Source organism: Nocardioides sp. QY071, assembly GCF_029961765.1.
GTDB lineage: Bacteria > Actinomycetota > Actinomycetes > Propionibacteriales > Nocardioidaceae > Nocardioides.
The window spans coordinates 161,900-183,082 of record NZ_CP124681.1 but is presented as its reverse complement, the minus strand read 5'-3'; the positions used below and the strand labels follow the sequence as shown (position 1 = coordinate 183,082).

At 71.4% G+C, this 21,183-nt stretch carries 20 protein-coding genes; 3 read left to right on the top strand and 17 right to left on the bottom strand.

Annotated features, from left to right (window positions below; translation table 11 throughout):
* Entirely contained in the window at window positions 1-588 is a 588-nt protein-coding gene (locus tag QI633_RS00855; RefSeq protein WP_282427803.1) for a helix-turn-helix domain-containing protein, read from the bottom strand.
* 71 nt (window positions 589-659) lie between these two features.
* On the opposite strand from QI633_RS00855, the gene QI633_RS00850 reads away from it, so the two are divergent.
* Window positions 660-1,235 carry a GNAT family N-acetyltransferase gene (locus QI633_RS00850; protein ID WP_282427802.1) on the top strand — a complete coding sequence of 192 codons (576 nt, stop codon included), beginning with the start codon at window positions 660-662 and terminating at the stop codon, window positions 1,233-1,235.
* A gap of 87 nt (window positions 1,236-1,322) precedes the next feature.
* On the opposite strand, the gene QI633_RS00845 is transcribed toward QI633_RS00850, so the two are convergent.
* From QI633_RS00845 to QI633_RS00795, 11 genes are read right to left on the bottom strand one after another with little or no spacing between them, the layout of a single operon-like run.
* Entirely contained in the window at window positions 1,323-1,817 is a 495-nt protein-coding gene (locus tag QI633_RS00845; protein ID WP_141796368.1) for a h domain protein, read from the bottom strand.
* Window positions 1,814-2,290 (bottom strand): hypothetical protein, encoded by a 477-nt coding sequence (locus QI633_RS00840; RefSeq protein ID WP_282427801.1) that lies wholly within the window; start codon window positions 2,288-2,290, stop codon window positions 1,814-1,816. The genes QI633_RS00845 and QI633_RS00840 overlap by 4 nt, the downstream gene beginning before the upstream one ends.
* Window positions 2,287-3,630 (bottom strand): MlaD family protein, encoded by a 1,344-nt coding sequence (locus QI633_RS00835; RefSeq protein ID WP_282427800.1) that lies wholly within the window; start codon window positions 3,628-3,630, stop codon window positions 2,287-2,289. The genes QI633_RS00840 and QI633_RS00835 overlap by 4 nt, the downstream gene beginning before the upstream one ends.
* Window positions 3,631-3,633: 3 nt before the next feature.
* Window positions 3,634-4,839 (bottom strand): MCE family protein, encoded by a 1,206-nt coding sequence (locus QI633_RS00830; protein WP_141796370.1) that lies wholly within the window; start codon window positions 4,837-4,839, stop codon window positions 3,634-3,636.
* Window positions 4,836-5,906: an MCE family protein gene (locus QI633_RS00825; RefSeq protein ID WP_160158123.1), complete on the bottom strand. Its 1,071-nt coding sequence runs from the start codon at window positions 5,904-5,906 to the stop codon at window positions 4,836-4,838. The genes QI633_RS00830 and QI633_RS00825 overlap by 4 nt, the downstream gene beginning before the upstream one ends.
* Complete coding sequence (locus tag QI633_RS00820; protein ID WP_282427799.1) at window positions 5,903-6,895, bottom strand: MlaD family protein; 993 nt, start codon at window positions 6,893-6,895, stop codon at window positions 5,903-5,905. The genes QI633_RS00825 and QI633_RS00820 overlap by 4 nt, the downstream gene beginning before the upstream one ends.
* A complete protein-coding gene (locus QI633_RS00815) occupies window positions 6,892-7,950 on the bottom strand; it encodes an MlaD family protein (protein WP_141796373.1) in 1,059 nt (352 codons plus the stop codon). The genes QI633_RS00820 and QI633_RS00815 overlap by 4 nt, the downstream gene beginning before the upstream one ends.
* A complete protein-coding gene (locus tag QI633_RS00810) occupies window positions 7,947-9,167 on the bottom strand; it encodes an MCE family protein (RefSeq protein WP_282427798.1) in 1,221 nt (406 codons plus the stop codon). The genes QI633_RS00815 and QI633_RS00810 overlap by 4 nt, the downstream gene beginning before the upstream one ends.
* A gap of 7 nt (window positions 9,168-9,174) precedes the next feature.
* Window positions 9,175-10,014, bottom strand: coding sequence for an ABC transporter permease (locus tag QI633_RS00805; RefSeq protein WP_174245167.1), 840 nt, complete (start codon window positions 10,012-10,014; stop codon window positions 9,175-9,177).
* A gap of 7 nt (window positions 10,015-10,021) precedes the next feature.
* Window positions 10,022-10,885: an ABC transporter permease gene (locus QI633_RS00800; protein WP_222117680.1), complete on the bottom strand. Its 864-nt coding sequence runs from the start codon at window positions 10,883-10,885 to the stop codon at window positions 10,022-10,024.
* Window positions 10,882-12,615, bottom strand: a complete 1,734-nt coding sequence (locus QI633_RS00795) for a GMC family oxidoreductase (protein WP_141796375.1) — start codon at window positions 12,613-12,615, stop codon at window positions 10,882-10,884. The genes QI633_RS00800 and QI633_RS00795 overlap by 4 nt, the downstream gene beginning before the upstream one ends.
* Window positions 12,616-12,778: 163 nt before the next feature.
* Between QI633_RS00795 and QI633_RS00790 the strand changes: the two genes are divergently transcribed.
* Together QI633_RS00790 and QI633_RS00785 are read left to right on the top strand one after the other, a co-directional pair.
* Entirely contained in the window at window positions 12,779-14,005 is a 1,227-nt protein-coding gene (locus QI633_RS00790) for a PucR family transcriptional regulator (protein ID WP_282427797.1), read from the top strand.
* A gap of 68 nt (window positions 14,006-14,073) precedes the next feature.
* Entirely contained in the window at window positions 14,074-15,279 is a 1,206-nt protein-coding gene (locus QI633_RS00785; protein WP_174245168.1) for a Fic/DOC family N-terminal domain-containing protein, read from the top strand.
* 79 nt (window positions 15,280-15,358) lie between these two features.
* Here QI633_RS00785 and QI633_RS00780 read toward each other — a convergent pair whose 3' ends face one another.
* The 5 genes from QI633_RS00780 to QI633_RS00760 form a co-directional block, all read right to left on the bottom strand.
* A complete protein-coding gene (locus QI633_RS00780; protein WP_282429333.1) occupies window positions 15,359-15,553 on the bottom strand; it encodes a ferredoxin in 195 nt (64 codons plus the stop codon).
* Window positions 15,553-17,016 (bottom strand): fatty acid desaturase, encoded by a 1,464-nt coding sequence (locus QI633_RS00775; RefSeq protein ID WP_282427796.1) that lies wholly within the window; start codon window positions 17,014-17,016, stop codon window positions 15,553-15,555. The genes QI633_RS00780 and QI633_RS00775 overlap by 1 nt, the downstream gene beginning before the upstream one ends.
* A 166-nt stretch (window positions 17,017-17,182) precedes the next feature.
* The gene (locus QI633_RS00770) at window positions 17,183-18,061 is read right to left on the bottom strand and encodes an oxygenase MpaB family protein (protein ID WP_282427795.1); all 879 of its coding nucleotides are present in this window, start codon (window positions 18,059-18,061) and stop codon (window positions 17,183-17,185) included.
* A 154-nt stretch (window positions 18,062-18,215) separates the two neighbouring features.
* On the bottom strand, window positions 18,216-18,566 hold the full coding sequence (locus QI633_RS00765; RefSeq protein WP_282427794.1) for a hypothetical protein: 351 nt from the start codon (window positions 18,564-18,566) through the stop codon (window positions 18,216-18,218).
* A 315-nt stretch (window positions 18,567-18,881) separates the two neighbouring features.
* Complete coding sequence (locus QI633_RS00760) at window positions 18,882-21,116, bottom strand: UvrD-helicase domain-containing protein (protein ID WP_282427793.1); 2,235 nt, start codon at window positions 21,114-21,116, stop codon at window positions 18,882-18,884.
* Between the last annotated feature and the right edge of the window lie 67 nt (window positions 21,117-21,183).

Here is a 21,183-nt window from a genome sequence, read left to right as displayed (position 1 = left end):
TCAGGCCTCCGGCGCGGGCGCGACGTGCCCGGGGACCGGGAACGCCTGGATCTGGAAGGCGAACGGCACCGCGTCCTCGTCCGGCTCGGCGTCGTCGACGGACGCGATCAGCTCCTTGATCCGCGCCACCAGGTCGGCGGCCTTCGCGGCCGGGATGGTGTGCACCCAGTCGCTCACCGTCGAGGCGGCCCGCCACTGCGGGGGCAGCAGCGGCCGCTCCTCCATCGCGGCCTGCAGGTTCTGGGCGTACATCACCGTCGCCGCCTGCAGGAACGCGTCGGCGACGTCGCGCTCCTCGGGCGTGCGGGCCTGCGCGGCACGGCTGTGCGTCTCCTGGTGCGCCGCCTTCCACCACCGGTCGCGGGCGTTGCCCCGGTCGGGGTCCTCGACCACGAAGCCGTGCTCGGCCAGCTGGCGCAGGTGGTACGACGTCGCGCCGCTGTTGAGCCCGAACCGGGTCGCGAGCGTGGTGGCCGTGGCCGGTCCCTCGATCCGCAGGTGGCTGAGGATCCGCAGCCGGGTGGGGTGGGAGAGGGCGCGCAGGCCCGCGAGGTCGGGGGTCACCACGCTGGGTCGCTGCTCGGTCATGGCTCGACCGTACAACCGCAAAGAAGTATTTGCAAACATATCTTTGCAGTCGCGTCCGGGAGGATGGCGCCATGAGCTTCGAGATCCGGCCTCAGCGCCCCGACGACGACGATGCGACGAGGCAGCTGATCGGCGCCGCCTTCGGCGCCGAGGGCGCCGCCGTGGTCGGGGTGTGGGGCGACGTGGTCGCCCGCGGACACGACCGGGCCCAGCTGGTCGCGGTCGACGCGACCGGGGCGCTGGTGGGCCACGTCGGGCTCAGCCACGGCTGGCTCGACACCCGGCAGGCGCTGGTCGACGTGCTCGTGCTCAGCCCGCTCAGCGTCGCGCCCGCCCACCAGGGCCGGGGAGCCGGTGCGGCGCTGCTCGAGGCCGCGGTCGCGGAGGCGGACCGGCTCGGTGCGCCGGTCGTCGTGCTCGAGGGCGACCCGGGCTACTACTCGCGGCACGGCTGGTCGCCGGCCGCCGAACTCGGCATCGAGGCGCCCACCCGGCGGGTGCCCGGACCGGCGTTCCAGGCGGTGCCGCTGGCGTCGTACCAGACCTGGATGACGGGCCGGGTCGTCTACCGCGACGTGTGGTGGGAGCACGACTCCACCGGCCTGCGCGACCCGGTGCTCGCCGACATCGAGGCCCGCCTCGGCTGAGCTCTACCCGGGTGTTGTGGCCACTACCCGGGCGCTGGTGCAGCACTTTTCGTGCCGCAACACTTAGTTACAAGCGGCGGGCGCGCCCTACTTCGGCTCGAGGCCCGCGATCTTCCAGCCGTCGCCCACCCGCTTCATGGTGACCTCGACCCGGCTGCCGGAGACCGACGTACCGCCCTTGCCGCCGTCCTCGCCCTTGGCTGCGGTGGTGGTCTGGGTGAGGAACAGCAGTACGACGACCCGGTCGCGGGTGCCGCGGACCACGCCGGCCGCGTTGACGGCGGCGGTCGTGGAGATGCCGCGCTGGGCGGCGGTCGGCTCGACGACCTCGTCGAGGATCTTGCCGTAGTCGGCGTGGAAGCCGCCGGTGGTCTGGTCGTCGGCGGTGGCCAGGTCGGCGTCGAGGGTCGCGGCGTCGTAGCCCAGCAGGGCCGGGACCCGCTCCTTCGCGGCGGCCAGCGCGTCGGCGCGGGCCTCGGTGAGGTCGGCGGCGCGCTGGGCGCCGAGGGTGACGGCGACGGCGAGAGCCAGGAGAGCGAGTACGACGGCGGCGAGGATGGTGCGGCTGCGCAGGGCGGTCATGCGACGAACTCCAGTCCGGACACCAGCCAGTCCCCCTTCACCTTCTGCAGGTCGACCGTGAGCCGGTAGTTCCGCGGCTCGGCGGCGGACGTCTGCTTGTTCTGGACCGACCCGGCGGCCGCGACGATCACCGTGGCCCGCTCGCCGGCCAGCTTCACCAGGCCGGCGGAGACGACGTCGCCGCTGGCCCGGACGGCGTTGTCGGCGAGCGCCTGCTGGAGCCGGTCGGCCTGGCCCTCCAGCTCGCTGCGGAAGCCGGCGGTCGCACCGGCGAGCAGCTTCTTCATGTCGGCGTCCGAGGTGGCCGAGCTGATGTCGACCAGGCCCTCGACCTCGGCGGTCGCGGCGGCGATCGCGTCCTTCTCGTCGGCGGCCTGCGCCCGCTCGTCCTGCCAGGCCGACGCCCGCTGGCCGGTGAGGACGAGCAGGGCCACCGCCGCCAGGGCGGCGGCCGCCCCGCGCCAGGTCTTCACCGGACCCCCAGGGGTGCCAGCACGAGGATCTTCCACAGCTCGTCTCCTCCGGTCTCGGGCGCATCGGCAGAGGCCGGCGCGGTCACGGTCGTGGTGCCGTCGCCGTGTCCGACGGCGAGGTCGTAGGCGACCGTGCCGCTGGAGTCCGGCCACACGCCGCCTCCGAAGTGCTCGCCACAGGCGGCGGGGGTGTTGCCGCGGCCGTCGCCCCCGGGGCACGGCAGGTTGCGGGCGCCGCGGACGGCGGTCGGGTTGTCGGGCGCGATCTCGCAGTGCGCCAGGGGGTCGACGTCGCGGACCTCGGTCGCACGCGGGTTGCGCCGCTCCTTCGGCGACAGGTAGCCGCTCTGGCAGGTCGGCGGGTTGTTGAGCGCGGCGCGCAGGTCGAGCTTCACGTCGCCGTGCTCGGCCCGCGGGTTGATCGCCGACTGCAGCCGCGCGACGAGCGAGGGGTAGACGACGAGCGTCTGGTGCAGCTGCGGCAGGTAGGTGTTGAGCACCTGGGCGTTGGTGGTCAGGTTGGCCAGCATCATCGGCAGTACCGGCTGCAGGTCGGTGACCGTGCGGGTGGCCGCGTCGAGGCCGCCGGGTGCGTTCTTCAGCAGAGTGCGTACGGCGGCCGAGTCGCCGGCTGCGAGGGCGGTGGTGAGCTCGTCCAGGGAGGCGGCGTACGACTGCGTCCGCGAGCCGAGGTCACGCTGGGTCTCGAGCACCGGCTGCACCGCGGCGATCAGCGAGGTGGTGGCGTCGATCCGCGCCTGGGCCTCGCTCAGCACGTCGCCGGTGGAGTCGACCAGCTCGTTGAGGTCGGGGCCCGCGCCGCCGAGTCCGGCGTCGACCTCGTCGAGGACCCGCTTGGTCTCCGCCTTCGGCACCGACTCCAGCAGCCGGTTGACCGAGTCCAGGACCGGCGTGATCTGCGGCATCTCGACGGCCCGCTCGCGCGGGATCCTCGCGCCGTCGGCGAGCACCTCGCCTCCCGCGGGCGGGGTGCGGGGGTCGACCAGGTCGACGTACTGCTCGCCGACGGCGGAGGTGCTGTGCAGCTCGGCGGACGCGCCGGCCGGGATCTTCGCGTCGTTGTCGAGGCGCAGCGTGGCGATCGCGCCCTCGTCGGTGACCTCGAGCTTCGAGACCTGGCCGACCTCGACGCCGCGGTAGGTGACCGCGGCCTTCGGGTAGAGCCCGCTCGCGTCCCCGAAGTCGACGTCGACGTCGTAGACGCCGATGCCGAGCATGGCCGGCACCCGGGCGTACTGGAAGAACGCGAGGCCCAGCGCGACCACCGCGAGGACGGTGAAGATGCGCAGCTGGCGCTTGATCAGCGGGGTGAGCAGCATGGCCTAACAGCCTCCGAGGATCTTCTTGAGCAGGCCGCAGTCCGGCACGGGCTCGGCCGGTGCAGCCGGCGTCTGCACGTCGCCGGACGTCGTCGGCTCGGTGGGCGCGGGCGTGCCGGGCGCCGGGACCGGAGCCTCCGGTACGGCGGGGGTCTCCGGCGCGGCGGCGTCGGCCGGCGGCGTCGCAGGTACGCCGATCAGGCCGAGCCAGCTGGCCAGCAGGCTGCTGTCGCGCAGGTCGAGCGTGGCGAACAGGTTGGCGTAGTCCCCGCGCAGCGCGTTGCGCGCGGTCATCACCGGGAACGGGATGGTGAGCGCGATCTTGAGCGACTCGGGCAGCGACTCGCTGGCCTGGCCGAGGTGCTCGAGGATCGGGCCGAGGGAGTCGAGGTTGGCGAGCAGTGCGGTCTCGCTCGCGCGGATCACCTCGCTCGCGCGGACGCCGGTGCGGCTGGTCCTGGTGACCGCCTTGACCAGCCGGTTGCGCTCCTGGTCGAGCACCTTCAGGCCGGGGGTGATCCGGTCGATGGCAGTGGCGATCTGCTGCTGGTCCTGACGCAGGCCGGCGCTGAGGCTGTTGAGCGACTCCAGCGCGCGCACGATCTCGGACTTGTTGGCGTCGAGCACCGAGAGCAGGTCGTTGGTGTGCCGGATCAGGCCACGGGTGTCGGGCACCCGGTCCCGCAGCGCCGTCGAGAGCTCGCCGGTGATGGTGCTGATCTGGGACAGGCCGCCGTTGTTGAGCAGCAGCGCGACGGCGCCGAGGACCTGCTCGGTGGCGGGGTAGGTGCCGGTCTGCGCGACCGGCACCACCGCACCCTCGGCCAGCCGGGCGCCGGCGGGGTGAGTTCCGGTCGAGCCGTCGGGGGCCGAGACCTCGACGTACTGGGCACCGAGGAGGGTCTTCTGGCCGATCGAGAACACCGCGTCCGCGGGCAGCACCACGTCGTCGAGCAGGTGCAGGTCGACGACCGCCTCCCAGCCCTCGGCGCGGATCTCGCCGACGGTGCCGATCACGACGTTGTCCTTCTGGACCGTCGAGTTCGGGACCAGGTTCTCGATCTGGTCGAAGTGCACCTCGACGGTGTAGCCGTCGTCGCCGACCGCGACCTGGCCGGGCAGCGTGTTGTCGTTGGGCTGGATGTCGCAGCCGGTGAGGGCGAGCCCCGCCACGACGACGGCGGGTAGGAGGGCGCGGGAGAGGGTCACTGGGTGCCTCCGATCGAGCCGATCCCGAGCAGGTCGATCAGCGGTTGCAGCACCTTCGCGCACTGCTCGGCCGTGCCGCCGACGCCGAGGACCGCGCCGCAGAGCAGCTGAGGGACGTTGTCGAGCGCCGAGAGCGTGGCCCGGCCGGTGATCGCCTGGTCCTGGATGGTGTTGCTGAGGTCGACGATCGCGTGCGGCGCGACGTGCAGGACGCCGGCGAGCTCGTTGGACCGGTCGGCCAGGGTGGCGGCGAGCAGGTTGACGTCGGTGGTCGTGGTCCGGATCTGCTTGCGATGCCTCTTGAAGTACTTCTCCGTCGCCTCCAGCACCCGGCCGAGGTCGGTCAGGGCTCCGGTGAGGTTGGTGCGGTTGTCGGCCAGGACGGTGCTGACATCGTCGAGCTCGGTCGTGAAGCCCCGCACCGCCGCGTCGTTGAGGGCGAGGTTGCGGGTGAACGTGTCGAGGTGCTCGATGGTCGAGAAGAGGTCGGATCGTCCGTCGGACAGGGCCGTCGCGGCGCTACGGAGCTCGGCGATCGAGGTCCGCAGCTGGTCGGAGTTCCCCTCGGCCAGGCTCTGGTCGATCGCCTTGATCGCGACCGCCAGCGGTCCGTCCTGCTTGCCCGCATCGGGGCCGAGGGTGGTCGCCAGGTCGGTCAGCTGCTGCTTCACGTCGTCGAAGGTGACCGGTACTGCGGTCCTCTCCTTCGCGATGGTGGCGCCGTCCTCGAGACGCGGGCCGCCGTCGTAGACCGGCTCGAGCTGGACGAACCTCCCGCTGACCAGGCTGGGCGACACGATCGCGGCGTGCGCCTCGGCGGGGATCGGCCGGCCGGAGTCGACCTTCAACGTGACCAGCACACCGTCGGGCCTGTTCTCGATCGCGGTGATCTTGCCGACCTTCACGCCGAGCACCTTGACGTCGTCACTGACGTTGAGGCCCTCGGCGCTGGCGAAGTACGCGCGCACCGTGGTGCTGCTGGTGTCGCGGTTCCACGCGAAGAGGCCCGCCAGGACGGCGGCGATCACGAGCGCGACCAGGATCTTCTTGCTCACGAGACGGTTCACGGCACGACTCCCGACAGGATGGGGGCGAGGGTCCCGGGGGAGGTGAGGTTCTGGATGTAGGCGTCGAACCACGGCCCGCTCGAGATCGCCTCGCCGAAGGCGGTGGCGTAGCCCTGCAGGCCGACGATGCTGGCCTGCAGGTTCTTCTTGTTCGTGTTGAGCACGTCGACCACGCCGTCGAGCTCGTCGAGCGCCGGCCCGAGCACGTCGTCGGTGTCCTCGAGCAGCAGCCGCAGCTGCCCGGCCAGGGAGCGGGCGCTCTTCAGCAGGCTGACCACCACGTCCTGGCGGGCGTCGAGCTCGCTGAGCAGCGAGCGCCCACTGGTGAGTAGCGAGGCGATCTGCTGGTCCCGGCCGGCCAGCACGCCGGTCACACTGTCGGCGTGCGCGAGCAGCGAGCGCAGCTCGTCGTCGTTGGACGAGACCGCCCGCGACAGGGCGGTGATCCCGTCCAGCGCCGGGCGCAGGTCGGGGCTCGAGGACGACAGCGTCCTCGACGCCTGGTCCAGCGCGGCCGCGAGCTGCGCCTTGTCGATGCTCGCCGTGGTCTCGGTGAGCTCGTTGAGCGTGCTCGTCAGGTTGTACGGCGACGAGGTGCGCGCCAGCGGGATCGACTCCCCTGCCCCGATCTCCCCGGTCCCGCGGGGCACCAGCTCCACCGCGGCCCGACCGAGCAGGGTCATCGTGATGATCCGGGCCTCGGTGCGGTCGCCGAGCACGATGTCGGGATCTGTCAGCACCACGTCGGCGACGACGTGCTTGTGGTCCAGGCGGACCTCGCGGACCTTGCCGACCTGGGCGCCCGACACCATCACGGCGTCGCCACCCTTGAGGCCGCCGGCCTCGGCGAACTGGACGTGCACGACGTCGCTGTTGCCGATCAGCGGCAGCTTGTTGATGTTGAGCGCCGCGAGCACGGCGAGGACGAGGACGACGGTGCCGGCCAGGCCGCGAGCGGCCAGCCGGTCGGGGCTGGTCACGCGGCTCACTTCTTGCACCTCGGGGCGTCGGAGTAGATCCACGGCGTCGTGACGTCCGCGCCGGCCAGGCCGGTCTGGATCCGCACACCGCAGAGGAAGAAGTTGAAGTAGTTGCCGTACGACGCGGTGTTCTGGATCGCGCGGTAGTGCGCCGGCAGGTTCTCGAGGACGGTCTCCAACGTCCCTGCGTTCTCGTTGACGCCGCGGGCCGAGACGGCCAGGCCCTGGAGGTCGGTGCGCAGGTCGCCGCGCGCCTTCGTCACGAGGCCGGTCGTCGTGGTCGCGAACTCATCGATCCGAGCGGCAGCGTCGAGGACCTGGGTGTCCTGCTGGTCGAGCCCGGTCAGCAGCTGGTCGAGCCGGTCGAGCAGCAGCCCGAGGGTCGCCTTGCGGTCGTCGAACGTGCCGAGGACGCTGTTGAGGTTGCCGATCACCTGGCCGATCAGCTCCTCGCGGCCGCCGATGGTGGTGGTGAACGACGCGACGTGCTGCACCAGCGTGGCGACGGCGGCCTGCTGGCCCTGGAGCACCTGCACCAGCTGGCCGGACAGCTCGTTGACCTGGGTCGGGCTGAGTCCGGCGAACAGCGGCTTGAAGCCGTTGAGCAGGGTGTCGAGGTCGAGTGCGGACGCGGTCTGGCTGGCGGGCAGGGTGCCACCGGCCGCGAGAACCTCGCCCGTGTCCCCCTCCCCGCGGGTCAGCTGGACCACCCGGTCGCCGATCAGGTTGCGGTACTGGATGGTCGCGTGGGTGCCCTTGGTCAGCTGCTGGTCCTCGCCGACGTCGAACCTCACGAGCACCGTGTTGTCCTTGCGTACGTCGATGCCGGTCACCTTGCCGACGTCGACGCCGGCGACGCGGACCTCGTCACCGACCGCGAGGCCGGACACGTCGTCGAAGACGGCCTTGTAGTCGTCGCGGTCCCCGGGCCGGTACTCACCGGTGACGGCGGCGACCCACACCGTGAAGACCGCGGCCAGCGACAGGAAGGCGGTGAACTTGATCAGGTCGGCGCGCTGGCGCCGCTTCTCGGGACTCAGCCGACTCTTCGAGGTGGTGCTCATGGCAGGTTCCCCACTCCCTCGAGGACGCCCAGCAGCGTGTCGGCCACGGCCTCGCTGGGCGTGGGCTGCGGGCCGACGTACGGATTGGCACCGGTGCGGAACGACGGCGGCACGGCCCTGCCCTCCTGCGCGTCGACGTACGGGAGGCCGTAGCACGCCGGGCCGTTGTCGGCGCCGAGCTCGGGCAGGTTCTCCTCGTAGGTGTACGGGTCGCGGCCCGGGATGATCCGGGTGAAGGTGGTGACGCCCGGGTGGGTGCCGCCGACCGCGGCCTCGGCGAGCTTGTTGGCCGACGCGAGGCCGAGCACGAGGCAGGGCAGCTCGGGTGAGTAGCGCTCGAGGACGTCGCTCACCGGTCGCAGCAGGCCGAGCGAGGTGACCAGGCCCTGCCGCGAGCTGCGCAGCAGGATGTCGGTCTGGTCGCTGAACCCGGTCAGGCTGCGCTCGAGGGCCCGCAGCGAGGCCTGCTGGCGGACCAGCGTCTGGGAGACCTCGCCGGTGTGGGTGAGCGTGGCGACCAGGTCGGGTCGGGCGATGTCGTAGACGTCGGCCACGTCGTCGGCCACCCGGAGGTCGGCGGACAGGGTGCGCAGCGACGGGTTGAGGGACTGCAGGTAGGTGTCGGTCCGGGTGATCAGGTCGCCGATCAGCTGGCCGCGCTCCTCGACGGCGCCGGCGACCGCGGTCAGCGCGGAGTTCACCTCGGCGGGGCGGGCGACGTCGAGCACCTTCGTGAGGTTCTCGAACGCCTCGTCGACCTCGACGGTGACCCGGTCGGCCGGGATCACGGCGCCGGCCTCGATCGTCCCGCCGCTGCTCCCGTCACTGCTGTGGGCCGGCGGCGTCAGCTGGACGTACTTCGCGCCGAACGCCGTCGGCGGCACGATCTGCGCCGTCACGTCAGCCGGCACGCGGTCGACCTTGTCGGCGTCGATCTCGAGCTCGATGCTGACCTTCCCGTCGGCGCTCGGGCTGTTGTCGACGTGGCTGACCCGGCCGATCTCGACGCCGCGCAGCTTGATCGGCGCCCCGGAGGCGAGGGTGAGGCCGGCCCGGTCGGACTGGACGGTGACGAGCACGTTGTCCTCGAAGGCACCGCGGTACTTGGCGATGGTGCCGGCGACCAGCGCCGCGACCAGGGCGATGAACAAGAACCCGTAGACGACCTGCCGGTCGACGTGGTGCGCGTGCTTCTCCCTGGGCGATCTGGTGCTCATCGTCTCCTCACCCCGCGATGTGGACCGACGGACCGCCCCAGATGGCGATCGCGAAGATCAGGTCGATGAACATGGTCGAGATGAGCGCCGAGCGGACGGCCTTGCCGACCGCCTTGCCCACGCCGGCAGGGCCGCCGGCCGCGCGGAAGCCGTGGTAGCAGCAGATCGAGACGATCACGAGCGCCATCAGCGCGACCTTCACGATCGCGAGGAACAGGTCGCTCGGGATGAGGAAGGTGTCGAAGTAGTGCTGGTAGGTGCCCGGCGCCTGGTCGTAGCCGACCGTGACGACGACGTACGTCGCCAGCCAGCACATCATCAGCGCGATCGCGAAGAGGGGGACGACGGCGATCAGGCCCGCGATGATCCGGGTCGTCACCAGGTACGGCACCGGCGGGACCGCCATCACCTCGAGTGCGTCGATCTCCTCCGAGACCCGCATCGCCCCGATCTGCGCGGTGAATCCGGCGCCGACGGTCGCGGTCAGCGCGATGCCGGCGATGATCGGCGCGACCTCGCGGGTGTTGAAGTACGCCGAGAAGAAGCCCGACAGCGTCGAGACACCGATGTTGTCGAACGAGGTGTAGGCCTGCAGGCCCACCTCGATGCCGGCCGCCGCGGTGAGGAACCCGATGACCAGCACTGTGCCGCCGATCAGGGCGAGCGCGCCCGAGCCGAGGGAGACCTCGGCCAGCAGTCGCACGACCTCCTTCGGATAGTGCTTGAGCGCCCGCGGCATGTGCGAGTAGGCGTTGCCGTGGAAGCTCAGCTGGTCTCCGAGTCGGCGCAGCGAGGACATCGGCCTGCCGACGTGGCGAGCGATGAAGCCCGGAGCCGTCGTACTCATCGTCGCCTCACGCTCCGAGCTTGATCTGGAGGAACAGGGCACTGATCACGCTGTTGGCGGCGAACAGCAGCATGAACGCGAAGACCACCGTCTGGTTCACCGCTTCGCCGACGCCCTTCGGGCCGCCCTTGGCGTTGAGGCCGAGGTAGCAGGCGGTCAGGCCGGCCAGCAGCCCGAACACCGCGGCCTTGGCCTCGGAGGCCAGGAAGTCCGGCAGCCCGACGAGCAGCGTGAGGTCGGAGAGGTAGAGGCCGGGGGTGGCCCCCTGGAGCACGACCGAGAAGAAGTACCCGCCGACCAGGCCGACCACGGTCACCATCCCGTTGAGGGCGACGCCGACCAGGGTCGAGGCCACCACGCGGGGTACGACGAGCCGCTCGATCGGGTCGATGCCGAGGGTCACCATCGCGTCGATCTCCTCGCGGATCTTCCGTGAGCCGAGGTCCGCGCAGACCGCGGTCGCACCGGCACCGGCGACGACGAGGACCGAGACGATCGGGCCGATCTCGCGGACCACCGCGACCGCGGCGCCCGCACCGGCGAGGTCGACCGCGCCGATCTGGATGAGCAGCTGGTTGACCTGGAAGATGATCACGACGCAGAACGGGATCGACACCAGCAGCGCCGGCCCGAACGAGACCGTCGTGATGAACCAGGCCTGCGAGATGAACTCGCGGAACTGGAAGCGCCGCGTGAACATCTGGCCGAACACCTTGCCGACGAAGCTGTAGAAGTCGCCGAAGGTTCCGAGCGTCTTGAACACGAGGGTCGAGCGGACCGCCTCGCGGGCGACCTGCCGGGTGCGCTCGTCCATCCCGTCCGGTCCGGCCCGGCGCTTGCCGGGTGCCTCGACGGTCGGTGCCGCGGTCATGCGGGTGCCTCGGGCTTCACGACGTACAGCGGGAGGCGTAGCGCAGCCGGTGCGGTCGGGGGCACAGCCGCCCGCACCGGCGCGATCGGGGAGAGCCGCTCGTAGCCGGCTCCGAGGTCGGGGCGGTGGTCCGCCTCTCCCTGGTTGGGCCACACCGCCATCGCGCGCTCGGCCTGCGCGGTGATGGTCAGGCTGGGGTTGACGCCGAGGTTCGCGGAGATCGCGGCGCCGTCGACGACGTGCAGTCCGGGATGCCCGTAGACCCGGTGGTAGGCGTCGATCACCCCGGTCTGCGGGGAGTCCCCGATCGGGCAGCCGCCGAGGAAGTGCGCGGTCATCGGGATGTTGAAGATCTCGCCGGTGGTGCTGTAGGAGCCGCCGTCGATCTTGTCGCTGATCCGGCGTACCACCTCGTTGCCGGCGGGGATCCAGGTCGGGTTCGGCTCGCCGTGGCCCTGCTTCGAGGTGAGCCGCACCCTGTCCGTGCGACGCAGCCCGCGCCTCTTCGGGAACACCGTGATCGAGTTGTCGCTGGTCTGCATGACCAGCGCGATGATCGTGCGCTCGGGCCAGCTGCCCAGGCCGAAGATCGTGGACAGCAGCAGCAGCGGGTGGAGCGCGGCCTGCCCGAGCCAGCGCACCCAGCGCGGGGTCCGGCCGCCGCCGTCGGTCATCAACGTGAGCAGCATCCCCATCAGGCCCGAGCCGACGCCGTAGCGGACCGGCTCGACGTGGGTGACCTCGTCGGGGTGGATCGAGGAGGTGATCGCGACGCCGTGGTGGAAGTCGTACTCGCCCTTGTTGCGCAGCTTGGTGCTCGACGCGCACAGCGCCTCGGAGTTGGTGCGGGTCAGGTAGCCGAGCCGGTCGGACAGCCCGGGCAGGTCGCCGGAGCGGCGCATGCCGTGCAGCAGCTCCTGGGTGCCCCACGTCCCGGCGGCCAGCACGACCTGGCCGGCGCTGATCGTCGTCGTACGACGAGCCGAGCGGCCCGAGCGGTGCGTGACGACGTCGTACCCGCCGTCCTGCCGGGGCCGGACCGCGGTGACGGTGGTGCGCTCCCGGACCTCCGCGCCGATCTTCTCGGCGAGGTAGAGGTAGTTCTTGAGCAGCGTGTTCTTGGCGTTGTGGCGGCAGCCCGTCATGCACTCGCCGCACTCCAGGCAGCCGCGGCGCTCGGGCCCGGCGCCGCCGAAGTAGGGGTCCGCGATCGCCTCGCCCGGCGTGCCGAAGCAGACGCCGACGGGCGTCGCGCGGTAGGTGTCGCCGACACCCATCTCGTCGGCGACCTCCTTCATGATCACGTCGCTGGGCGTGACCGTGGGGTTCTCGACGACGCCCAGCATCCGGCTCGCCTGGTCGTAGTACGGCGCCAGCTCGGCTTTCCAGTCGGTGATGTGCGCCCACTGCGGGTCGTTGTAGAACGCGTCCGACTTCGGCTGGTAGAGCGTGTTGGCGTAGACCAGCGAGCCGCCGCCGACACCCGCGCCGGCGAGCACGACCACGTCGCGCAGCAGCCGGATCCGCTGGATGCCGAAGCAGCCCAGGCGCGGCGCGAAGAGGAACTTGCGCACGTCCCAGGAGGTCTTCGCGAACTCCTCGTCCTCGAACCGGCGCCCGGCCTCGAGCACCAGGACCCGGTAGCCCTTCTCGGCGAGGCGCAGGGCCGTGACCGAGCCGCCGAAGCCGGAGCCGACCACGACGACGTCGTACTCGAAGTCAGCGCGCATGCGGCTGCACCCCCATGAGAACGGCAAGCCCCTGTGCCGGGCCCGCCTGTGAGCGCCCAGTCCACCCGGTGACGGTGGTCACGCTCTCGTGGTCGCAGTCCAAAGAACCGGGACCGCGTTGTCACCGTGCACAAAGCCGGCCGTGCACCCCTAGGGTGAGCGGATGAGCAGCGAGTCCGTGCCGTCCGACCTCGCACCGTGGCTGCTGGCGTACGCCGCCGAGTCGGCCCAGCCCGACCAGGTGGAAGCCTGGGTCGACCGGGTGAAGGCGGCGATCGTGCGCGAGATGCCCGAGGTCGAGCTCGTCGACGGCCTGTCCGAGACACTGCGGCTGACGATCCGCGATCACTGGCTGGCGTTCCTCGGCGACTTCGCCCAGCCCGAGCAGCACTTCCACCTCCCCGAGGCGGCCCGCGTCCTGTCCGTCGACATCGCCGACCGGCAGCTGCCGCTGGAGTCGCTGATCCGGTTCTACCGGGTGGCCCAGCAGGAGGTGTGGGCCTATGTCAGCGAGCTGATCAGGGCACTCCCCCCGGCCGACTTCGACCGGGCCGACCTGCTCATGTACTTCTGGAACCGGGCCGGGGTCTGGCTCGACCAGTCGATCACCGAGTCCATCGCGGCCTACGAGGCCGCGCGCTCACGGGTGCTGGCCGGCGCGGCCGCCCAGCGCTTCGAGTCGGTGCGCTCGATCCTCGCCGGCGAGCTGAGCGACGCCCGCGAGGCGTCCGCCGCACTGGGGGGCTACCCGATCTCGGTGCACCACACCGCGGTCGTCCTGTCCGTCGGCGACGCCGAGCAGGCCGGCGCCCTCGAACCACTGGCCGCCGACCTCGCCCGCCGGATCGGCGCCGCCAACCCGCTCATCGTCAAGCCCGGCGGCCGCCAGCTTTGGATGTGGCTCGGCACCCGCGACCAGCCGGACCTCTCGGGACTCGTGGCTGCCGCAGCCGACCTGCGGACCGGGAGCGTCGTGGTGGGCGTCGGCTCCGCCACCCCCAACATCGCCGGCTTCGTCGCCTCCCACCGCGAGGCCCAGGGCACGCTGCGGGTCACCGCACCCGACTCCGACGACTGGCTGGCGGTGTACGCCGACGTCGAGCTGCCCGTGCTGCTCGGCTGCTCGCCGGAGGTCGACCGGTTCACGACCCGCCAGCTCGGGCCGCTCGCCGGCGAGGACGAGGGGGTGCAGCGGATCCGGGAGACACTGACGGCGTACCTCGACAGCGGCGGCAGCGCCGAGGAGGCCGCGCGGACGCTGGTGGTGCACCGCAACACGATCCGCTACCGGCTCGGCCAGGCCGAGGAGATGCTCGGCCGGCCGATCACCCGGATCAGCCCGCAGCTCTCCGTCGCGCTGCGGCACCACGCGCTGTTCCACCGCGGCTGACCGTCCGCATGTCACTCAACAGACATCTTCTTCGAACAATGTCACTCAAAGGCCAGTAGAGTGACATTGTGGACCTCAGTATGTTCGGGAAGGACGCCCCGGGAGCACTTGTCGCCATCAGCGGCAGCGATCCCGTTCTCGGGGCGTGGCAGCACCACGCGTTCGTACCGGACCCCTTGCCATCGACCATGCCGGACCTGAGCCCTCAGACGTATCTCGCGGTCGCCGACGCACGGGCCGCCTTGGCTGCCCTCGACAGCACCGCGCGGCAGCTTCCGAATCCCACATTGCTGCGCACTCCCACCCTGCGCTTGGAGGCGCAGAGCACATCGGCGCTGGAAGGCACCTACGCGCCTGTGGCTGAGGTCCTCACGGCGGACGAGGATGCCCCGACCACGCCCGAGCTGCTCGAGATCCTCAACTACGTCCGCACGGCCAATCACGGCTTCGACTGGGTCGCCGATGGCCGGCCGGTCTCGGCCGCCTTCATCAGCGATCTCCAGGGCCTACTCATGCGCGGCACGCCTTTGGCGGACGTCAGCGGTCGCCCCAGGGAGACGCAGGTCGTGATCGGCGTCCGGAAGGAGGCGGATCCGCGTGACTTCGTCGTGCGCGGAGCAAGGTTCGTGCCTGCCCCTCCCGGCCCCGATCTCGAGGCCGGTCTGTCTGATCTCGTGGAGTGGATGCGCAGCGACCACCGCGGGCAGATAGATCCGGTCGTCGCGGCGGCGATGTCGCATTACCAGTTCGAGACGCTCCACCCGTTCCGCGACGGCAACGGCCGGGTGGGTCGCCTGCTCGTCGTGCTGACCCTCCAGATGTGGGGTGTCCTCAGCGAGCCGACCCTGACCGTCTCACCATGGTTCGAAGCTCGTCGGAGCACCTACTACGACCGCCTCCTCGCCGTGAGCACCCACGGCGACTGGGATGGATTCGTGCGCTTCTTCGCCACCGGGCTCCAAGCGGCCGCTGATGCGACGCGCGACGGCATGATCGACCTTGTGAGGATCCAGGAGGAGCTCCGACGGGTCGTCCAGTCCTCGAACCTTCGAGCCGGCAGCGCCCAAGCCGTCGTGGATCTGGCGGTGGCCAATCCCAGCTTCACGGTCCGTACCGTGGAGGCCGAACTGGGCCTCTCCTACGGCCGCGCCAACAAGCTCGTGGCACAGCTCGTCGAGCTGGACGTCCTGGACGTCGTCGACCCCAGCGCCTACAAGCGACGGTTCTTCGCGCCGCGCGTTCTCCAGACGTTGACGGACCGGCGAAGTCGATGAGGAGCCACGCCTGCCATCGACAGCGCACCGAAGGCGCACCCGGCAGGTGGGTGCGCCTTCGGTGGTCTGACGGTGACGCTCAGCCCTCGAGGGTCAGTGCCAGCACCGGGCAGGCCTGGACGGCGGCGTACACGTGGGCCCGGTCGGACTCCGGCGGGTGGGCGTCGAGGACGCTGACCAGCTCCTCGTCCTCGTCCACCTCGAAGTAGTCGTTGGCCATGGACTCGCACATCCCCAGGCCCTCGCACAACGCCTTGTCGGCCACGATGTGCATCACGCGCCGACCTTGCCGATGAGGTGGTGCCGCGGCTCGACGGCCTTGAAGTCGACCTTCTCGCGCACCCCGCAGTCGGGGCAGCACCAGTCGTCGGGGATGTCCTTCCACGCCGTACCGGCGGCGAAGCCCTCGAGCTCGTTGCCCTCCGCGACCTCGTAGGTGTACTGGCAGCCGGGGCACTGGGCGGCGAGCACCTCGCCCTCGAAGTCGTGGGCGCTGGTGTCGACCCGGACGGCGGCCTCGGCGGCGAGGAGCTCGGCGGGGACCGGGTACTTGCGCAGCAGCCTCTCGCGCTTGGCGGGGTGCAGGTTGGCCAGCCGCAGGTCACCGTCGTAGTGGGCGATGACGCGCTTGTCCATCAGGGCCCGGAAGGCCGGCGGGAACATCGCGACCACGATCATCCCGGTGTAGCCGGTCGGCAGCACCGGCGCGTCCTTGAAGTCGCGCAGGGTCTGGTAGCGGCGGGTCGGGTTCGCGTGGTGGTCGCTGTGGCGCTGCAGGTGGTAGAGCAGCACGTTGGTGGCGATGTTGTTGGAGTTCCACGAGTGCGCCGGCGTGACCCGCTCATAGCGCATCTTGCCCGGCGTACCGACCTTCTGGCGGACCATGCCGTAGTGCTCCATGTAGTTGACGACCTCGAGCAGCGAGAACCCGACGACGGCCTGCAGGAGGAGGTACGGCAGCAGGCTGAGCGGGTTGACGTCGTACGCGAGGCCGAGCCACAGCATCAGGCCACCCCACAGTGCCACGGTCATCAGCCAGGCGTTGAGCACGTCGTTGCCGAGGTGGAAGGGGTGCGTGCCCTTGCGCTGGTAGCGCTTGGCCTCGAGCTCCCACGAGCTCTTCAGCGAGCCGGAGACGGTGCGCGGCCAGAAGCGGTAGACGCTCTCACCCATCCGGGCGCTGGCCGGGTCCTCCGGCGTCGCGACGCGGACGTGGTGGCCGCGGTTGTGCTCGATGTAGAAGTGGCCGTAGAAGGTCTGCGCGAGGGCGATCTTGGACGCCCACCGCTCGAGCGACTCCCGCTTGTGGCCCAGCTCGTGGGCGGTGTTGATCGCGACGCCGCCGACCACGCCGACGGAGATCGCGAGGCCGACCTTGGCGAGGACGGACATGTCGGTGGTCGCGAGGTACCAGATCGAGGCGACGAACCCGCCGTACTGCACCGGCAGGTAGAGGTAGGTCACCCAGCGGTAGAACCTGTCGTTCTCGAGCGCGTCGATCACGTCGTCCGGCGGGTTGGTGTTGTCGTAGCCGGCCACCAGGTCGATCAGCGGGATGATCCCGAAGAACACGACCGGCGTCAGCCAGAAGAAGAGCGCGTCGTCCGTCGCCTCGAACAGCGCGATCCCCACGATCGGGGTGAGCGGAACGACGAGTCCGAGGATCCACAGGTAGCGCTTCTTGTCGCGCCACGGGACGGTCGTGCCGTCAGCTCCTCGGGTTGCGTACCTGGCCATCGGATGCCTCCTTGGACGTGGCGACGACAACGCTGTCGTGGTCGCCGGATAGGTCTCAACGGTGGCAGCGCGGCGGGCCCTGGCTCTCGGGCGAGGTGTACAAGTCGGGGCGGGGGCGTTGGCCTGCTGCACAACGCACAGATCCGGGGCTCGATGGGGGCGCGGGTCAGGCCGACGCCGCGCGGGGCGCCATCGCCCAGCGGATGGTGCCGACGGCCGCTGCGCCCATCGCCCGGACCGCGGTGCGCTCGGCCAGCGGGAGCCAGGGCAGCCGGAGCGGGACGCGCGTCCAGCGGGGCATCAGCCCCACCGCCGCCGAGGCCAGCCCGCCGTACGCCGGCCGGGCCAGCAGCGGCAGCGGGGGCCGCAGAAGCACGTAGCCGACGGCCTCGCGCGCCTCCGGCGTCCCGCGCAGCTCGGGTCGGAAGGACGCCAGGGTCTCCCCGAGCTCCACCACCGTGGTCGGTGGGTCGAGCACGCCGAGACGTCGCGCCACCGAGGCCGTCTGGGCGACGTAGGTGTCGTACCCGGCAGCGTCCAGCGGCTCGGCCCCGTAGACCCGGTGGGCGCGCAGGAAGCTGTCCACCTCCGCGACGTGCACCCACAGCAGCAGGTGGGGGTCGGAGGCGGCGTACGTCGTCCCGTCGGGCATCGTGCCGCTGACCCGGTCGTGGATCGCCCGCACGGCGTCGACCGTGCGCTGCGCATCGGCCGCCGTCCCGAACGTGGTGACCGCGAGGAACCGGCTGGTGCGCGCCAGCCGTCCCCACATGTCGCCGCGGTAGCCGGAGTGCTCCGACACGGCGCGCATCGCCGCGGGATGCAGGCTCTGCAGCAGCAACGCCCGGATCCCGCCGACGAACATCGCGGCGTCGCCGTGGACCCGCGCGATCGGGCTGTCGCCGTCGAACCACCGCGGACCGGGCGTGTGGTGGATCCGGTCGCGGTGGCGGGCACCATCAGGACCGGCGACCCGCAGGAAGAGCGCCTCCCCCAGCCGGCCGCGGACGTCCTCCACCGTCGGCAGGCGCCGGTCCGTCGTCATCCGTCCAGTGTGCCCGGGCGCGCAATTCCGTCCACCCGACTACCTGTCGACTCTCAGCGCGACACGCCGGGCCAGCAGGCGGTCTGCTGCTGAGAACCGCCGACCAGTCAGGTGGACAGCGTGTTACAGCGGGAGCGGCGGGCCGCGGCGGCGCTCACCGACGCGGCACCAGCAGTACGACGAGGACCGCCACCCCCGCAGCCGGTACGGCGACCAGCGCTGCCAGCACTCCCCAGAGGCTGTCGGGCATCAGCCACGTGAGGCCACCGCACAGCACGACCGGCGCCATCAGCCCGACCGCGACCCACGGCGAGCGGCCCAACACCAGCCAGCCGTACGCCGCGGCCAGCGTCAGCAGCAGGCAGGCCCACCCGATCGATCGGGCACCGTGGCGGGCGGCGGCGACCGCCTCGCCGGTGTTCTCGAAGAAGATCTGGGCGCCGAGGCCGCGGACCATCAGGACCAGCGCTGCGACGACCACGACTGCCAGGAGGATGCGGCTCATCTCCCGATGGTCGGCCGCAGCCGCCACCAGAGGCGTCCGTCGGCGTACTCACCGGCTCTGGCCCGTTCGGGTCACTCCCCTGGCAGTTGAGCCCTACTGCGGTTCGAGGCCCGCGATCTTCCGGTCCTCGCCGACACGCCTCATGGTGAACGGTGGGCCAGGCCGGGACCCGGGCGGGAAGTAACACGCTGTCCGCCCGACCACCTGTCAGCTGTCAGCGCGACACGCCGGGCCAGCCAGCCGGTTCGATGCTGAGAACCGGCGACCAGTCGCGTGGACAGCGTGTTACAGCGGACAGGCAGCAGCGGGCCGGACTCAGCCGACAGTGGTGAGCAGTTGCGTCGCCCGGGTGAGCACGACGTACAGGGTCGCTCGTCCGGTGAGCGACTCGTCCTCGATCTCCTGCGGCCGCACGACGACGATGCCGTCGAACTCGAGGCCCTTGGTGTCGAGGCCGGTCAGGACGACGACCCGGTCCTCACCCGAGGGCGTGACCGAGGAGTCGATGGCGGCGCGAGCGCCGGCGGCGTCGGCCGCCAGCTCGGGCCACGAGGCGAGCCAGGCGTTGACCTCGGACCGCCGCGCCACCGGTACGACGATGCCCACCGTCCCCGAGACCCGGCCGGCGACGTCGAGCACGGCGGCGCGGGTGGCGGCCTCGAGCTCAGCCACACCGGCGCCGACCGGCAGGTCGACGACCACCGGCTCCTCACCGGTGCGACGCACCGCGTCGGGCAGGTCGGCGTCGAGGTCGACGCGCGAGGCGTAGGCCGCGGCGTACGCGTAGATCTCGGCCGAGTTGCGGTAGTTGGTCGACAGGTGGAAGGAGTGCACCTGCTTGCGCTCCAGCGCCGCGGCGCGCGCGGCGTCCGACTCGGCGGGCACCGGCCAGGACGACTGGGCGGGGTCGCCGACGATGGTCCAGGAGGCGGCACGGCCGCGGCGCCCGACCATCCGCCACTGCATGGGCGTGAGGTCCTGGGCCTCGTCGATCAGGACGTGGGCGTACCCGTCGTCCTCGATGCTCGAGATCGGCGGGCGCCAGGCGCGGCCCGACGGCGCGAACTCGCGGTCGGAGGCGGTCATCAGCTCCTGGATGTCGACCGCGCCCTCGATCAGCGCCATCGGGTCGTCGCGCTCGTCGTCGGCCTTCTGCGGTACGTCGCCGAGGGCGTAGCGCAGCTCGTCGAGCAGCGGCACGTCCTCGATCGAGATCTGCGGGCTGATCGGCCGCGACGGGTCGAGGCCGGCCCAGGTCTTGGACAGCAGCCGCTGCTCCTCGGCGGAGAGCAGGCCCTCGCCGACGCGGGCCAGGAACTCCGGCTCGCGCAGCCAGCACAGCACCGTCGGCGCGTCGAGCGGCGGCCACCAGCCGAGGGCGAAGTCGAGGAAGTCGTCACGCGAGAGCATCTCGTCGTTGAACTTCTCCCGGCCCTGCTCACGGCCGCGCTCGCCACGGACCTGGCGCCACAGCGCGTCGAGGAGCGCGTGGGAGACGCGCGGGAGCTGCTTGTTGCGCAGTCCCTGCGACATCAGCTGCCGGCGTACCTGACCGAGCTTGCCGCGGTCGAGGACAAGGCGGTCATCGCGCCAGAAGACGCGGTACTCGCGCGGGCTGCCGGGCGCCTGCTGGCGCGCCGTACGCCGCATCAGCTCCGCCATCCGCGCCGAGCCCTTGATGTCGGCGACCGCCGGCTCGTCGTGGCGGGTCGCGCGGACCTCGTCGACGACCTCGCCGAGGCTGCGCAGCGCGACCGCGGTCTCGCCGAGCGAGGGCAGCACCCGCTCGATGTAGCGCATGAACACGCCGGACGGGCCGACGACGAGCACGCCGCCGCGCTCGTAGCGCTGGCGGTCGGTGTAGAGGAGGTACGCCGCCCGGTGCAGTGCGACGACCGTCTTGCCCGTGCCGGGTCCACCGGAGATCGACACGACGCCGCGCGAGGGGGCCCGGATCGCCTTGTCCTGCTCGGCCTGGATGGTCGCGACGATCGAGTGCATCGAGCGGTCGCGGGCACGGGAGAGCTGCGCCATCAGCGCGCCCTCGCCGATGATCGGCAGCTCCCGCCCGGAGGCCTCGGCCGCCTCCAGCCCGGAGGCGTCGAGGAGCTCGTCCTCGACTCCCACGACCGAGCGGCCGGCACTGCGCAGCACCCGGCGCCGCAGGACGCCGTGGGGGTCCGCAGCCGTCGCCTGGTAGAACACGGCGGCGGCCGGCGCACGCCAGTCGATCAGCAGCGACTCGTGGTCGTCGTCGCGCAGGCCGATCCGGCCGACGTACCGCGGCGCGGCGTCGACCGCCGCGTCGAGGTCGAGCCGCCCGAAGACGAGACCCTCGTGGGCAGCGTCGAGCTGCGCGATCCGCTTCGCGGCCTGGAAGACCATCGCGTCGCGCTCCACCAGGCCGCCCTCGTGACCGAGGCGGCCGCGGGAGTGACCTTCCTTCGCCAGCTGCTGGGCGGCCTTCCCCGCCTGCTCCAGCTGCCGGTAGACCCGGTCGACGAAGGCCTGTTCTCCAGCGACCTCGCGCTCCACCAGCTCATCTGCCACCGACGTGACCCCTACCGTCCGCACTCGTTCCTGAAGAGCCGCCCGAAAGCGGCAAGCCACCAACTCT

Excerpts from the sequence above, each read along its gene's own strand:
- QI633_RS00855 (WP_282427803.1), bottom strand. The coding sequence starts at position 588 with ATGACCGAGCAGCGACCCAGCGTGGTGACCCCCGACCTCGCGGGCCTG.
- QI633_RS00850 (WP_282427802.1), top strand. The coding sequence starts at position 660 with ATGAGCTTCGAGATCCGGCCTCAGCGCCCCGACGACGACGATGCGACG.
- QI633_RS00845 (WP_141796368.1), bottom strand. The coding sequence starts at position 1,817 with ATGACCGCCCTGCGCAGCCGCACCATCCTCGCCGCCGTCGTACTCGCT.
- QI633_RS00835 (WP_282427800.1), bottom strand. The coding sequence starts at position 3,630 with ATGCTGCTCACCCCGCTGATCAAGCGCCAGCTGCGCATCTTCACCGTC.
- QI633_RS00815 (WP_141796373.1), bottom strand. The coding sequence starts at position 7,950 with ATGAGCACCACCTCGAAGAGTCGGCTGAGTCCCGAGAAGCGGCGCCAG.
- QI633_RS00810 (WP_282427798.1), bottom strand. The coding sequence starts at position 9,167 with ATGAGCACCAGATCGCCCAGGGAGAAGCACGCGCACCACGTCGACCGG.
- QI633_RS00805 (WP_174245167.1), bottom strand. The coding sequence starts at position 10,014 with ATGAGTACGACGGCTCCGGGCTTCATCGCTCGCCACGTCGGCAGGCCG.
- QI633_RS00800 (WP_222117680.1), bottom strand. The coding sequence starts at position 10,885 with ATGACCGCGGCACCGACCGTCGAGGCACCCGGCAAGCGCCGGGCCGGA.
- QI633_RS00795 (WP_141796375.1), bottom strand. The coding sequence starts at position 12,615 with ATGCGCGCTGACTTCGAGTACGACGTCGTCGTGGTCGGCTCCGGCTTC.
- QI633_RS00790 (WP_282427797.1), top strand. The coding sequence starts at position 12,779 with ATGAGCAGCGAGTCCGTGCCGTCCGACCTCGCACCGTGGCTGCTGGCG.
- QI633_RS00780 (WP_282429333.1), bottom strand. The coding sequence starts at position 15,553 with ATGCACATCGTGGCCGACAAGGCGTTGTGCGAGGGCCTGGGGATGTGC.
- QI633_RS00775 (WP_282427796.1), bottom strand. The coding sequence starts at position 17,016 with ATGGCCAGGTACGCAACCCGAGGAGCTGACGGCACGACCGTCCCGTGG.
- QI633_RS00770 (WP_282427795.1), bottom strand. The coding sequence starts at position 18,061 with ATGACGACGGACCGGCGCCTGCCGACGGTGGAGGACGTCCGCGGCCGG.
- QI633_RS00765 (WP_282427794.1), bottom strand. The coding sequence starts at position 18,566 with ATGAGCCGCATCCTCCTGGCAGTCGTGGTCGTCGCAGCGCTGGTCCTG.